A 12,285-nucleotide genomic window follows, 5' to 3' on the forward strand; every position below is an offset into this window, starting at 1 on the left:
GGGTAATGGTCTCATACCGGCCACGCGCCACAGAGAGCGGCCAACTATGCTCAACAGCAGGCCACCGGCAGGGAGAGGTTCCCGGGGGCAGGAGAAAACAAACAGATGAGTGAAATCCTGATCGTCGATGACATGGCATCCAACCGCTACATCTTGCGCAGTCTGCTGGAAGAGGCGGGTTACCGGGTGCGGGAGGCCACCGACGGCCTGCAGGCGGTGGATGCCGCCACCGAGTTCCCCCCCGATCTGGTGCTGATGGACATCAACATGCCGGTGATGGACGGTTACGAGGCGTGCCGCCGCATCAAGCAGTTGCCGGGCCAGTGGTGCCTGCCGGTGCTCTTCATCAGCACCAACAGCGGGATCGGGGCGCTCGAGCAGGCCTTTCAGGCCGGTGGCTGCGACTATGTCTCCAAGCCGTTCCACCAGCTCGAGGTGCTGGCCCGGGTGCAAAACCAGCTGCGCCTCAAGGAGCTGGGGCGCCAGCAGGCCAAGGTGCAGCTCTACCAGAGCCTGTTTCAGCTCACCGCCGGCATCGCCCACGAGATCAACACCCCCATCGGTATCGGCATCACCGCCTCCAGCCTCATTCACGGCGCCGGCGATCTGCTGGCCAGCGCGGTGCAAAACGGCATGCTGGGGCAGCGCCTGCTCCAGCAGCAGCTCACCGACATCAAGGAGGGCACCGAGCTGGTGGAGTCCAGCCTGCGCCGGGTCGCCCTGCTGGTGACCCGCTTCAAGGAGCTGACCCGGGATCAGACCGAACTGCCCGCCACCCCCTTCGCCGTACAGAAAAGCCTGCGCAAGCTGCTGCAGGCCTTCACCCCGGAGTTTCTCATCGCCAGGGTCAACGCCGATCTGGGTGGCGAAGAGGTCACCCTGACCGTCCCCGAGTCGCTGTTTCTCGACCTAGTGCAGGAGCTCATCAAGAACAGCATGGAGCACGCCTTCAAGGGGCCGGGGGAGCATCGCCTCACCCTGCAGGTGGAGCGGGCCGGCAGCGAGCTGCTGCTGATCTACCGGGACAACGGCCCCGGCATGGCGGCCGAGCAGCTGGCCCACCTGTTCGAGCCCTTCTTCACCACCCTGCGCGGGGACGCCCGCCACTGCGGGCTGAGCGCCTGTCGCATCCACAATCTGGTGGAGAACAACCTGCACGGCCAGCTTGCCGTCACCAGCCCGCCCGGCGAGGGGCTCTGCTACCGCATCCGGCTGCCGCTGCAGCCGCCGCTTTGAGGGGCAGACACAACAAAGGGGCGCCGCAGCGCCCCTTCTCTTTCATCCTGATCTCGCAGTCAGCCTCAGCCTGACTTGCCTGCCTTGGGCTCCTCAAGCTGGTGCTTCACCTCTTCATACCAGAGGTCGTGGTGCTCCTTGGCCCAGGTCTCGTCCACCTCGCCGCTGATCATCCCCTCCAGCGCCCCTTCCAGCTGGAACAGGCCCATATAGATATGGAAGATGAAGCCGCAGATGAGGATCAAGGCGCCGACGATGTGGATGAAACTGGCCCACTCCATCTGGCGGCGCAGCTGGCCGAAGATGGGGAAGTCCAGAAACAGCCCGGTCGCCACCACGATGCCGCCAAACCAGATCAGCAGCCAGAAAATGGCCTTCTCGCCGCCGTTGGAGAAGCCCGCCGAGGGGTGACTCCCCTTGTGGGGCCCCAGCATGCCGCCCGCCTTCATGAACCAGCGCACGTCCACCATGTTGACGATGTTGTGGCGAAACCACTTGATGAGCACTCCCATCAGACAGAGGAAGAAGAGCGGCCCCACGTAGTTGTGGAACACCTTGGCGAACCAGATCCAGTTCTCCCACACCCCGAGGCTCACCACCGGCTTGATGAAGTGCTTGCCATAGATGATGGCCAGCCCCGACCCGGACAGGGTCAGAAACATCCCAGCCGTGCTCCAGTGCAGCGCCCGATCGAGCCGGCTCCAGCGCTTGAGCTTGCGCCCGGTGCGCGGTTTGGAGAGCTTGGTCGGCCCCACCGCCCAGTACATCAGGCCGCACATGGCCAAGGAGCCGAAGATAGCGATGGCACCGAGCGGCGACACCCACTTGGTCTTCACCTCGAACCAGAGCTGGCCCGGCACCGAGATGAGCACCCCGTGCTCCGGCGAGCGGGAGGTGGTCACCCCCTCCTGCCCGTCCTTCACCGCACGCCAGTAGTCGGCGCCGGCAAAGCCGACCGCCTCTTTCTCGGCGTCGGCGAAGCTGGCGGTACTCACCAGCAGCAGGGCAGCAAACAGGGCCATTAGCCAGGTTTTCATGCCGCCCCTCCCTTGCCCGCCTTGCTGGCGTCGTAAAACAGCTCTTCACCACTGCCCCAGCCCGCTTCCTTGGCGCCGCGATAGGCGACCCGCTCGCGGAAGATGTCGGAGATGACCTGCGCGTCACCGGCCAGCAGCGCCTTGGTGGAGCAGAGCTCGGCACACATGGGCAGCTTGCCCTCGGCGATGCGGTTGGCACCGTACTTCTGGCGCTCCGCCTCGCTGTGATCCTCCTCCGGGCCGCCGGCACAGAAGGTGCACTTGTCCATCTTGCCCCGATCGCCGAAGGCGGCGGTCTTCGGGAACTGGGGCGCCCCGAACGGGCAGGCAAACAGGCAGTAGCCGCAACCGATGCAGAGATCCTTGTTGTGCAGAACGATGCCGTCGTCGGTGTGATAGAAGCAGTCGGCCGGGCAGACCGCCATGCAGGGAGCGTCGGTACAGTGCATGCAGGCGACCGAGATGGAGGTTTCCCCCGGCAGGCCGTCGTTGAGGGTCACCACCCGGCGGCGCTGGATGCCCCACTCCAGGGCATCGTCGTTCTCGTTCTTGCACGCCGTCACACAGCCGTTGCACTCGATGCAGCGCTTGGTGTCACACATGAATTTCATTCTGGCCATGAGATCAGGCTCCTACTTGGCGAAAACGGCACAGGGTGACCTTGGTCTCCTGCATCTGGGTAACCGGGTCATAGCCATAGGTGGTGACTATGTTGACCGACTCCCCCAGCACATAGGGGTCTGACCCTTCCGGATATTTGGCGCGCAGATCCTGGCCCTCGAAGTGGCCGCCGAAGTGGAACGGCATAAAGGCAAGCCCAGGTTTGACCCGCGGGGTCACCAGCGCCTTCACCTTGACCCGGCCCCCTTCCGGCCCCTCCACCCACACATCCTGACCGTCACGCACGCCGACGTCGTTGGCATCCGCCGGGTTCATCTCGACGAACATCTCCTGCTGCAGCTCGGCCAGCCAGGGGTTGGAGCGGGTCTCATCGCCCCCTCCCTCGTATTCCACCAGACGGCCGGAGGTGAGGATGATCGGGAACTCCTTGCTGACGTCTTTCTCCTGCACCGAAGCGTACTGGGTCGGCAGGCGCCACAGGCTCTTGGCATCGGGCCAGGTGGCGTAGTCGGCCAACAGATCCCGGCGCGGGGTGTAGAGCGGCTCGCGGTGCTTGGGCACCTGATCCGGGAAGGTCCACACCACGCAGCGCGCCTTGGCGTTGCCGTAGGGCACGAAGCCATGCTTGATGGCCACCCGCTGGATGCCACCGGAGAGGTCGGTCTTCCAGTTCTTGCCCTCGGCCTCTTTCTTCTCGGCCTCGGTCAGCTCATCCCACCAGCCAAGCTGCTTCAGCAGATCTGCGGTGATCTCGGGATAGCCATCCTCCACCTCGCTCCCCTTGGGCCAGGAGTCTTCGGCCAGCAGCGAGACGCCCTGATACTCGATGCCGAAACGGGCGCGGAAACCGCCGCCCCCTTCCGACACCGGAATGCTGGTGTCGTAGAGGATGTGGCTGCCGGGGTGCTTCATCTCCGGGGTACCCCAGCAGGGCCAGGGCAGACCGTACACTTCGCCACTGACCGGGCCCCCTTCGGCCTTGAGGTTGGTCTTGTGGAAGGTGTGCCAGTTCTGCTGGTGCGCCTTGAGCCGCTCCGGGCTCTGGCCGGTGTAGCCCACGCTCCACATGCCGCGGTTGTATTCGCGGGTGATGTCTTCCAAGAGCGGCTCGTTGTTCTCCACCTTGATGTGCTTGAACAGCTCATCGGCAAAGCCAAGCTTCTTGCTCAAGAGATACATGATCTCGTGGTCGACCTTGGATTCGAACAGGGGTTCTATCACCTTGTCGCGCCACTGCATGGAGCGGTTGGTGGCGGTGACAGAGCCATAGGTCTCGAACTGGGTGGTGGCCGGCAGCAGGTAGACGCCGTCGGTGCGATCGTTCATGACGGCGGCGACCGTAGGGTACGGGTCGACAATCACCATCATGTCGAGCTTTTGCATCGCCTTCTTCATCTCGGGGCCGCGAGTCTGGGAGTTGACCGCATGGCCCCAGTAGAACATGGCGCGGATGTTGGAGCCCTGCTCGATGAGATCGGCGTTCTCCAGCACCCCATCCACCCAGCGGGAGACCGGAATGCCGTTGTTGTTCATCGGCAGCTTGCCGTTGTAGGCCTTGTTGTCAAAACGCGCCTTGATCCACTCGTAATCGACGTCCCACACCCGGGCCCAGTGTTTCCAGGAGCCCTCTTCCAGCCCGTAGTAACCGGGCAGGGAGTCGGAGGTGACGCCAAAGTCGGTGGCGCCCTGCACGTTGTCGTGACCGCGGAAGATATTGGTGCCCGCCCCGCTCTTGCCCACGTTGCCGAGGGCCAGTTCGAGGATGCAGTAGGCGCGGGTGTTGTTGTTGCCGGTGGTGTGCTGGGTGCCGCCCATGCACCAGACCACGCAGCCGGGGCGGTTGTCGGCCAGCAGCTTGGCGGCACCATGAACCTGCTGTTCGTTGAGGCCGGTCACCCGTTCCACTTCGGCCGGGGTCCAGCGCGCCACCTCTTTTTGCACCTCGTCCATGCCATAGACGCGGGTGCGGATGAACTCTTTATCTTCCCAGCCGTTCTTGAAGATGTGCCAGAGCATGCCCCAGATAAAGGCGACGTCGGTGCCCGGACGCAGGGAGAGGTACATGTCCGCCTTGGCGGCGGTGCGGGTACGGCGCGGGTCGACCACCAGGATCTTGCAGCCGTTGCGCTCTTTGGCCAGCAGGATGTGCTGCATGGCGACCGGGTGGGCCTCCGCCGGGTTGGAGCCGATGAACATGATCGACTTGCTGTTGTGCATGTCGTTCAGGCTGTTGGTCATGGCGCCGTAACCCCAGGTGTTGGCGACCCCGGCCACCGTGGTGGAGTGGCAGATGCGCGCCTGGTGATCCACGTTGTTGGTGCCCCACAGGGACGCCATCTTGCGAAACAGGTAGGCCTGCTCGTTGGAGTGCTTGGCGGAGCCAAGCCAGTAGACGCTGTCGGGGCCGGACTCCTTGCGAAGGCGCAGCACTTCATTGCCCACCTCTTCGATGGCCTGATCCCAGCTCAGACGCTGCCACTTGCCGCCCACCAGTTTCATCGGGTACTTGAGGCGACGCTCACCGTGGCCGTGCTCGCGCAGGGCCGCCCCTTTGGCGCAGTGACCACCGAGGTTGAAGGGGTGATCGAAGGCCGGCTCCTGACCGGTCCAGACGCCGTTTTGCACCTCGGCATAGACGCCGCAGCCCACCGAGCAGTGAGAGCAGATGGTGCGCTTCACTTCGACCGGCACCTCGGCCGCTACGGTTTTGGCCTCGGCCCGCTGCATCATGGCCGGTGCCAGCCAGCCGGCTGCCACGGCGCCACCGGCCACCAGACTTGAGTTGACCATAAAGGCGCGACGGGTCAGCCCCTGACCGCGGGCGGTCCCATTGCTTTGCAAGCTGCCCTGCTCGCCCGCCTGGGGCTGCTCGGCACGTTTCGTCAGTTTCATGAGTTCTCCTTCACTGAGTCGGCTCAGTCGGTGCCGCGCAGGGTGCGATAAAAGTCGTGAACGTGGGGGGTCTCCCGATAGCCCTTGTCGGGCTCGGTGTCGTGGGTCAGCACCTCTTTGCCCACCACCCGGCCCGTGGCACCGGCCAGCACGCCTATGGTGGCAACCACCCCCACCCCCTTGATCAGATTGCGGCGGGACGGGTCTTTCAGCTGTTCATCGCTCATCTTTCTGTGACCTCTGTTGTTATGGTCGGCTGCGGTGAGCCGGTTTTGCTATGAGTGGGTGGCGCAGCGTCATGGCTGCGTCACCACCGGGCTGCCAAAGGGCAGGCGCAGTTCCTGTTCCAGTTTGAAAAAGTCTTCGGCAAGGGCCCCGACCGCCCGGTAGAAGCTGCCCCCTTTCGCCTGTTGTTGATCGCGGCAGCAGGCGAGTACCCAGGGGGCAAGGTGGCGTTCATAGAAGCGGTTGCGATCCGGGTGCTGCTCGGCAATCAGTACCGCCATCACCTCACAGAGGGCGGCGAGGTGATCTTCCGGCTCGCACACTCCGCTCTGGCGCTCGAAACCGAGGGACTGCAGGTCTGCACGCAGCACCGCCAGCGGCAGCTCCATCAGTGAACCGGTGAGATACCAGGAGGCAAACGGCACGATTTCACCACGCCCCAGCCCGATAAAGAGATCCTGATACTCCTCGGCAAGCTCGTTTTCGTGGTGGCTGCTGGCTGCCAGCTGCACCAGCCCCAACCCTCTGGCAAAGGGGCCGGGCATGGCCTGCAGGCCTTGCAGCCAGGCGAGTTGCTCGCCACGGGGGGCGGCGCGCCAGAGGCTCGCCAGCAGGGCATACATGTCGGCGCTATTGCGATCCAGGTCGGTCATTGCCGGCGCCTCCGGGTAGTCATTGCGTTGTTCAGTCATCAGAGCCCCCTCACACCTTGAGCTGGGAGACGGGATCCGCCGCCAGCGCCGCAAACACATCCTTGACCCTGCAGTCCTCGCACATCAGCAGCCGCTGGGCGGCCTCGTTCTGAAAGTGGGAGTGACCGGCCAGTTTCTGCTGGATGCGGCGGATAAGGGAGGCCGGCGCGAACGGCTTGCCACAGCGAATGCAGCAGGCGGCTTCTTCGGCTTTGAGGCTCTGCACGGTGCGGCGCGCCTCGGGCACGGGTTGCAGGCGGGGCATCAGCACGATGGCCTGCTCGGGGCACGCCTTTTCGCACATGCCGCACTGGATGCAATCCTGCTCGATAAAGTTGAGGCCTGGGGCATGGCCCACCGCATGCAGGGCGCGGCTCGGGCAGACCGCCACGCAGCCCATGCAGAGGGTGCAGTCAGCGTCTTTGAGCTCCACGCTGCCGTAAGGGGCGCCGTGGGGCACCGCCAGCGGCTCGCGGCTTCCCTCGTTGGCCTGCCAGAGGGCGTCGAAGGCGGCAAACAGATTCTCCCGTTTGTCCCCTTTCAGCGGTTTGTCCAGCAGGGCAACAGCTGGCTCACAGAAGAGCGGCTTATCTTGTTCGGCATCCGGATTAAACAGGGCGATGCGATCGGCAGCAAGACCGGCACCCGCCAGCAGCACGGCGGCGCTCGCCAGCTCCCGCTCAACCAGCGCGCGGACGCTGGCGGGGGTATCATCGCCCAGCGCAATGCGCACCCCGCAGGCGCCATAGGCGAGGGCGGCGAACCAGCTCTCGATGCCTAGACTCGCACTCTCCTCCACCCAGACCGGCAGCCAGTTGGCGGGTAGAGCAGCAAGTTCGGCTTCCACCCATTCGCGCTCGCTTTCACCGGCAATCAGCAGCCGAGGCGCGTCTCCCCCCGCCTCCCGGTAGTGCTTGAGCAGACGCAGCAGGTAGTCGCCGCTGGTGTTGGCATCGGGCTGGTGATAGCCAATCGCCCCGGTCGGACAGGCCGAGGCGCAGCTGCCGAAGCCCTGACAGAGATGGGGATCGATCTGGATGCGACCATTGACGGGCTTGAGGGCATCGGTCGGGCAGACATCGAGACAGCGGCTGCAACCGGGCACGCCGCGGGCGGTAAAGGCACACGCCTCGGGGTCGAGGCGAAAATAGCGCGGCTTGTCGAAGATGCCGGTCAGCGCACAAAGTTCTGCGAGTTGCCCGGCGAGTCGTGCGGCCTGGTCAGCGTCATCAAAGAGATGCAGATAGCCCACCGGCGGGCGCTCCAGCGCAAACAGCTGGGTCGTACCCAGATCGGCCACCAGATCGAAACGCGGTTCGCTACCAACAGTCGCTTGTTGTGGAAAACAGAGCGCCGCCAGAGAAATACGCTCACCCTGCCCATCGAGGCCGGTGAGCTGGAACTGACCGAGATACCCGGTCAGGCTCGGTTCGCGCAGGGTCAGGGCATCCAGGGCGGCGGTAGCCTCGAAGATGGCCTCGAGATCCGCCGCCTCGGCGTCGTGGACCGCTTCGGTCACCAGCAGGGTCGGCATCACGCCTTGGGGCAGCAGGCTGGCGGCGCGGCGAATGCGGTCTTCCGGGCCGACCAGCAGCAAGCGCCCCTGACTCTGGTAGGAGACGGTGGCCGGGATCAGGTTGTCGGTCTTGACCGTATGCTGCAGGGCATGGGCGCGGGCACGTTCGCTGCGCGCGGCCACGCCATCGGCGGTCAGAGTTGCGACGGATGTTGTTATGGGTTGTTCGATGCTCACATGCACTCCTGTGCGCGCCACCTCGTGGGATGGCGTGCTTGTTGGTCAGCTGGGAGAGCAAGAGCCGAGCCAACTCCCCCAGGAAAAAAGTGACTGGCAGGGAGTCAGGATCCCAAATGCTCCATTCCCCCACCCTTGGTTGGGACATTTTGTCCATCATGGTCAACCAAAATGTCCCGATCGTCGGTGGGGTTTTGAGAATGGTTATCAGCCAACCCTTGCGGCTCGCTGGTTATGGCCGTGGCGGCCACCGTCGCCGGTTCGGGTGCGGCAGCGGTTGAGTGAGGGGCTTCACCATCCGGTGTGCTCACCTGCTCCACCAGCCAGTTGCGCAGCCCGGCGCTCAAGGCTGCTGGCAGCAATTCGGGCTGACTGAAATCCTGGGTGTAGTCGTCGAGCCCATCCGGCTTATGGCTGCGAAACATGGCGCGCAGCGCCTCCTTGTCGGGGAGTTTGGCCTTGCCCGACTGCGCCGTTTTCAGCGGAGGTTCGCCACTCTCTGCCCCCTCAACAGCAAGGGGGTCACAGCTCCCCTTGTCAGTGCTGACTACGGGGCTATCCAGCGCAGTATCAGGCATTTCACCTTCGCCACTGCCTTCGATGGGGGTCGCAAGCGCCTCAGGAGTCACCTCCTCTCGTGGCTGCAATGCCTGATGCTTGCGCGCCTCACTCTTGCGAGACGACCAGCGCTTGAGAAACTCACTCATGGGCGCTGTTTCCGGCCTTGTTTCCGGCACAGGTTCCGGCGTCGCTGCCACGCTCGCGGCCATCGGGGCCGGTGGCCTTGACGGCGCCACAACTGGCTTGATCCTGGCTATCGACACCGAGCTGATCCTGCGCCCGCCCCTTGCCCTTCTTGCCCTTGCGACGGGCCTCCAGCAGCTCGCCGTGGCGGCCGATAAAGGCCTCCACCCAGGCTTGCAGCGCCTCGGGCAGCGGGCAAGAGAGCACCTGCCGCTCGCCATCCATATAGGCGGCGGCCACGGTCTGACTCAGGGTGAGGCCATCGGCCACAAAGCCATTGTCCACGCGGCTTCCGGTGACAAAGAGGCGGGGCGAACCGGAGCTCAAATTGAAGCGATAATCCCCCCGCTCGTCGCGAAACAGGGTAAGGGGCAAGGCACCGGCAGCCTCGGGCTCGGCGGGATGGAGCGCCGCAATCTCGAAACGGCGGCTCTGCCAGCGGCCAACCTGGCTGTCGATGGCCTTTAACTCCAGCTGCAGCCAGCGCTGCGGGGAGAGAATATTGGTTGTGTCTTGCACTGTCGCGGCTCCCATCAGAAGGTCTCTGCCGGGCCGCCCTCCCCCGTGATTCCACCCCATTAGGAGCGGATCAGAGCAGGAGATTCATGGCGGCCACGGCCATCAATGGGATAAGACTTAGCAAGAGTGGGGCCAAGGCCGGTTTGGTGGTTGATGGTGGGGCCTTGTGCGGGACATGGGTTGGCGCTGAGCACAGCCCAACATACGGAGCAAGGCTAATCTGCCAGTACCGAGTAGAGGGGATGACAATAATCGAATAACACCGAACTATCCGATTATTGCTGTTGAAATATTCCGCGGTAAACGTTGGGCTTCACTTCGTTCAGCCCCAACATACGAGATAACCTACGATTTATCATCTCATATGAAATTAACAATCATGGACATTAATTAACGTCACATTGATAGTCTTCCCTTTTGGCCATTTGTACTCAACTTTTTTACAGAGTCCTTTGGGTTTGAACTCGACAATGCCAATTGCGCTGAAATATAACGATTCACTTCCAGAAAATGTAGCTTTAGAAGTGAGCTGATTTTTATTTATTGCATCCAATTGCTCCCCTCCAGATAGCCATCCCTCCTGTTCCGTTAAATAAAACAAAGCAAACCCAGATTCCCAGCGCCCTTGTTTTAGCTCAGCAGCATGACGATTATAAATATATAAAGTTACAGCTATCAAAATCAAAAAACAGATGATTGATATTTTATTCATAACTATCCAAAGATATAAGCAACAAAAAATGGGCTTTGATAGTTCTGATTCGATAAGTATGTCAACGTTGGATTCAAAACATCTTTTTCATCAGCCTGTTCCATTTCCCATTCTTTATATGCAACCGGAACCGCTACCTCTTTTATCCACCTAAACATACTTAACGGCCCACCTTTTATCGCATAACCTGCCGATTTCTCAATAAAAGTCATCCATAAAGCCAATGCTTTAGAACCATCAAGGGTTTTATCATACATATAGTAATAGGTATTTGAAACCTCTTCATTAAATGAATATCCCGATGGAGGTGTAAATACAGTACATTTATTTCCATAAATGTTTCTATCCCCTACAACCCTAAATCTTTCCATACATTGCAAAAAATATTGTTCCGCCTCTGCCGGTGTCGGTTCTAAGTCATAACCGAGTAACTTATATTTTGACTCAATTAGACCAAAAATATCCTCGCCCTTACAGTCAAGAACTTCAGATATGGAAAGATTAGGTAAATTAAATGCTTTATTCATTTTTTCAAATTGCGCAGCCTGCAGTTCCTTTATTGACAAATCAACATTGAATGAATTTAACGCATCTGCAGCTTTTAATCTGAAATCAGCCATAGTCATCAATCAACCTCCACAAGAAACTCAATTGAACCACTATACATACTAACTAATGTTGTTTTTGTGATATGGCTGGCATTTATTTTCTTGACATTAACATTGGTTTGCAATCATCGAATTTAATTACTCATACGAGAATTTGTGTTGCAAACTGACCGACAATCAATCTCTGAATGCACACCGTCAGATCCTACTTTTAAATATCCACTGTTCATACTTGCAATTTTTCTTTCACCAGATGTTCTCTTCAAATGAGATCGCGCCACCATCTACTTAACCGGTCTGGAACAAAACTTGCTGTACCTCTCCCCTTAGATCCCGGCAACCGGTCGCGAGGGGCCCATGACACCGACCTTTATCAAAAGCAATGCCGCCGCCCAGCTCACCATGGCCGTCGAGGTGATGGATGAGCAGGGGCAGTTGCAAACCCGCCAAATCGCCTGTGAGCGGCCACTGACGGTCTACCTCAACTGGAAGGAGATCGTAACCCTGATGACGCTGGGGGCCCGCCCCGAGGCGCTGGTACTGGGTTATCTGAAAAATCAGGGCTTTATCGAGGATATTTCGGCCATCGAGTCGGTGATCGTCGACTGGGAGAGCGAGGCCGCCGCCGTGGTGAGCAGCCAGCAGGCCGCCGATCTCGACAAGTCACTAGAGAAGAAGACGGTCACCTCCGGCTGCGGTCAGGGCACCATGTATGGCAGCGTGATGAAAAAGCTCGAAGGGGTCGTGCTAGCGGCGCCAGAGCTTAAACAGAGCACCCTCTACGCCCTGCTCAAGGCGCTGTCGGCCCATAACGAAACCTACAAGATGGCCGGTGCCGTGCATGGCTGCGCCATCTGCCGCGGCAGCGAAATCCTCTCCTTTGTCGAGGATGTGGGGCGTCACAATGCGGTGGATACCCTGGCGGGCGAGCTCTGGATGCGCGGCGAGGCTGGCCACGACAAGATCTTCTACACCACCGGGCGGCTCACCTCGGAGATGGTGATCAAGGTGGCGCAGATGGGCATTCCGGTGCTGCTGTCGCGCTCCGGCGTCACCCAGATGGGGCTGGATCTGGCCCGCCAGCTCGGCATCACCATGATTGCCCGCGCCAAGGGGCGCCACTTCGAGGTCTTCAGCGGCCACGACCATCTCGTGCTGGACGAGAAGCCACCGGTGCTGGCGCCCGGTTCGGCCGGTCGCGGGATGCGGGATTAAGCCATGAACGAATTGATGAGTACCCAGCAGA

Annotated in this window: 12 protein-coding genes; 2 read left to right on the forward strand and 10 right to left on the reverse strand. The window is 61.0% G+C overall.

What is annotated here, in order from left to right; genetic code table 11:
* The first annotated feature begins 105 nt into the window (after positions 1–105).
* The gene (locus R2E40_RS16165; protein ID WP_318163899.1) at positions 106–1,236 is read left to right on the forward strand and encodes a hybrid sensor histidine kinase/response regulator; all 1,131 of its coding nucleotides are present in this window, start codon (positions 106–108) and stop codon (positions 1,234–1,236) included.
* Between the two features lie 65 nt (positions 1,237–1,301).
* Here the strand turns inward: R2E40_RS16165 and R2E40_RS16170 are convergent, their stop codons facing one another.
* From R2E40_RS16170 to R2E40_RS16215, 10 genes are all read right to left on the reverse strand, one after another.
* Complete coding sequence (locus tag R2E40_RS16170) at positions 1,302–2,273, reverse strand: formate dehydrogenase subunit gamma (RefSeq protein WP_318163900.1); 972 nt, start codon at positions 2,271–2,273, stop codon at positions 1,302–1,304.
* Positions 2,270–2,893, reverse strand: coding sequence for a formate dehydrogenase FDH3 subunit beta (fdh3B, locus tag R2E40_RS16175; RefSeq protein WP_011706855.1), 624 nt, complete (start codon positions 2,891–2,893; stop codon positions 2,270–2,272). The genes R2E40_RS16170 and fdh3B overlap by 4 nt, the downstream gene beginning before the upstream one ends.
* A gap of 4 nt (positions 2,894–2,897) precedes the next feature.
* Positions 2,898–5,786 (reverse strand): formate dehydrogenase subunit alpha, encoded by a 2,889-nt coding sequence (locus R2E40_RS16180; protein WP_318163901.1) that lies wholly within the window; start codon positions 5,784–5,786, stop codon positions 2,898–2,900.
* 23 nt (positions 5,787–5,809) lie between these two features.
* Positions 5,810–6,013, reverse strand: coding sequence for a transcriptional initiation protein Tat (locus R2E40_RS16185; RefSeq protein ID WP_005303194.1), 204 nt, complete (start codon positions 6,011–6,013; stop codon positions 5,810–5,812).
* 69 nt (positions 6,014–6,082) lie between these two features.
* Positions 6,083–6,703 (reverse strand): molecular chaperone, encoded by a 621-nt coding sequence (locus R2E40_RS16190; RefSeq protein ID WP_017409114.1) that lies wholly within the window; start codon positions 6,701–6,703, stop codon positions 6,083–6,085.
* 10 nt (positions 6,704–6,713) lie between these two features.
* Positions 6,714–8,456, reverse strand: a complete 1,743-nt coding sequence (locus R2E40_RS16195) for a 4Fe-4S dicluster domain-containing protein (RefSeq protein ID WP_318163902.1) — start codon at positions 8,454–8,456, stop codon at positions 6,714–6,716.
* 104 nt (positions 8,457–8,560) lie between these two features.
* Positions 8,561–9,163, reverse strand: coding sequence for a DUF3306 domain-containing protein (locus R2E40_RS16200; RefSeq protein WP_318163903.1), 603 nt, complete (start codon positions 9,161–9,163; stop codon positions 8,561–8,563).
* The gene (locus tag R2E40_RS16205; protein WP_253626346.1) at positions 9,156–9,734 is read right to left on the reverse strand and encodes a DUF3305 domain-containing protein; all 579 of its coding nucleotides are present in this window, start codon (positions 9,732–9,734) and stop codon (positions 9,156–9,158) included. Before R2E40_RS16205 ends, R2E40_RS16200 begins: the two co-directional genes overlap by 8 nt.
* A gap of 355 nt (positions 9,735–10,089) precedes the next feature.
* Positions 10,090–10,431 carry a hypothetical protein gene (locus tag R2E40_RS16210; protein WP_253626347.1) on the reverse strand — a complete coding sequence of 114 codons (342 nt, stop codon included), beginning with the start codon at positions 10,429–10,431 and terminating at the stop codon, positions 10,090–10,092.
* 2 nt (positions 10,432–10,433) lie between these two features.
* Positions 10,434–11,057 carry a hypothetical protein gene (locus tag R2E40_RS16215; RefSeq protein ID WP_202000167.1) on the reverse strand — a complete coding sequence of 208 codons (624 nt, stop codon included), beginning with the start codon at positions 11,055–11,057 and terminating at the stop codon, positions 10,434–10,436.
* Between the two features lie 339 nt (positions 11,058–11,396).
* Here R2E40_RS16215 and R2E40_RS16220 point away from each other — a divergent pair, with 339 nt between their 5' ends.
* Positions 11,397–12,254, forward strand: coding sequence for a formate dehydrogenase accessory sulfurtransferase FdhD (locus tag R2E40_RS16220; protein WP_318163904.1), 858 nt, complete (start codon positions 11,397–11,399; stop codon positions 12,252–12,254).
* The last annotated feature ends 31 nt before the right edge of the window (positions 12,255–12,285 follow it).

The organism is Aeromonas sp. CD (genome assembly GCF_033349375.1).
Lineage (GTDB): Bacteria > Pseudomonadota > Gammaproteobacteria > Enterobacterales > Aeromonadaceae > Aeromonas > Aeromonas hydrophila.

Coding starts and splice junctions, on each gene's coding strand:
- R2E40_RS16165 (WP_318163899.1), top strand. CDS start 106: ATGAGTGAAATCCTGATCGTCGATGACATGGCATCCAACCGCTACATC.
- R2E40_RS16205 (WP_253626346.1), bottom strand. CDS start 9,734: ATGGGAGCCGCGACAGTGCAAGACACAACCAATATTCTCTCCCCGCAG.
- R2E40_RS16180 (WP_318163901.1), bottom strand. CDS start 5,786: ATGAAACTGACGAAACGTGCCGAGCAGCCCCAGGCGGGCGAGCAGGGC.
- R2E40_RS16210 (WP_253626347.1), bottom strand. CDS start 10,431: ATGAATAAAATATCAATCATCTGTTTTTTGATTTTGATAGCTGTAACT.
- R2E40_RS16215 (WP_202000167.1), bottom strand. CDS start 11,057: ATGACTATGGCTGATTTCAGATTAAAAGCTGCAGATGCGTTAAATTCA.
- R2E40_RS16220 (WP_318163904.1), top strand. CDS start 11,397: ATGACACCGACCTTTATCAAAAGCAATGCCGCCGCCCAGCTCACCATG.
- R2E40_RS16185 (WP_005303194.1), bottom strand. CDS start 6,013: ATGAGCGATGAACAGCTGAAAGACCCGTCCCGCCGCAATCTGATCAAG.
- R2E40_RS16190 (WP_017409114.1), bottom strand. CDS start 6,703: ATGACTGAACAACGCAATGACTACCCGGAGGCGCCGGCAATGACCGAC.
- R2E40_RS16170 (WP_318163900.1), bottom strand. CDS start 2,273: ATGAAAACCTGGCTAATGGCCCTGTTTGCTGCCCTGCTGCTGGTGAGT.
- R2E40_RS16200 (WP_318163903.1), bottom strand. CDS start 9,163: ATGAGTGAGTTTCTCAAGCGCTGGTCGTCTCGCAAGAGTGAGGCGCGC.
- fdh3B (WP_011706855.1), bottom strand. CDS start 2,893: ATGGCCAGAATGAAATTCATGTGTGACACCAAGCGCTGCATCGAGTGC.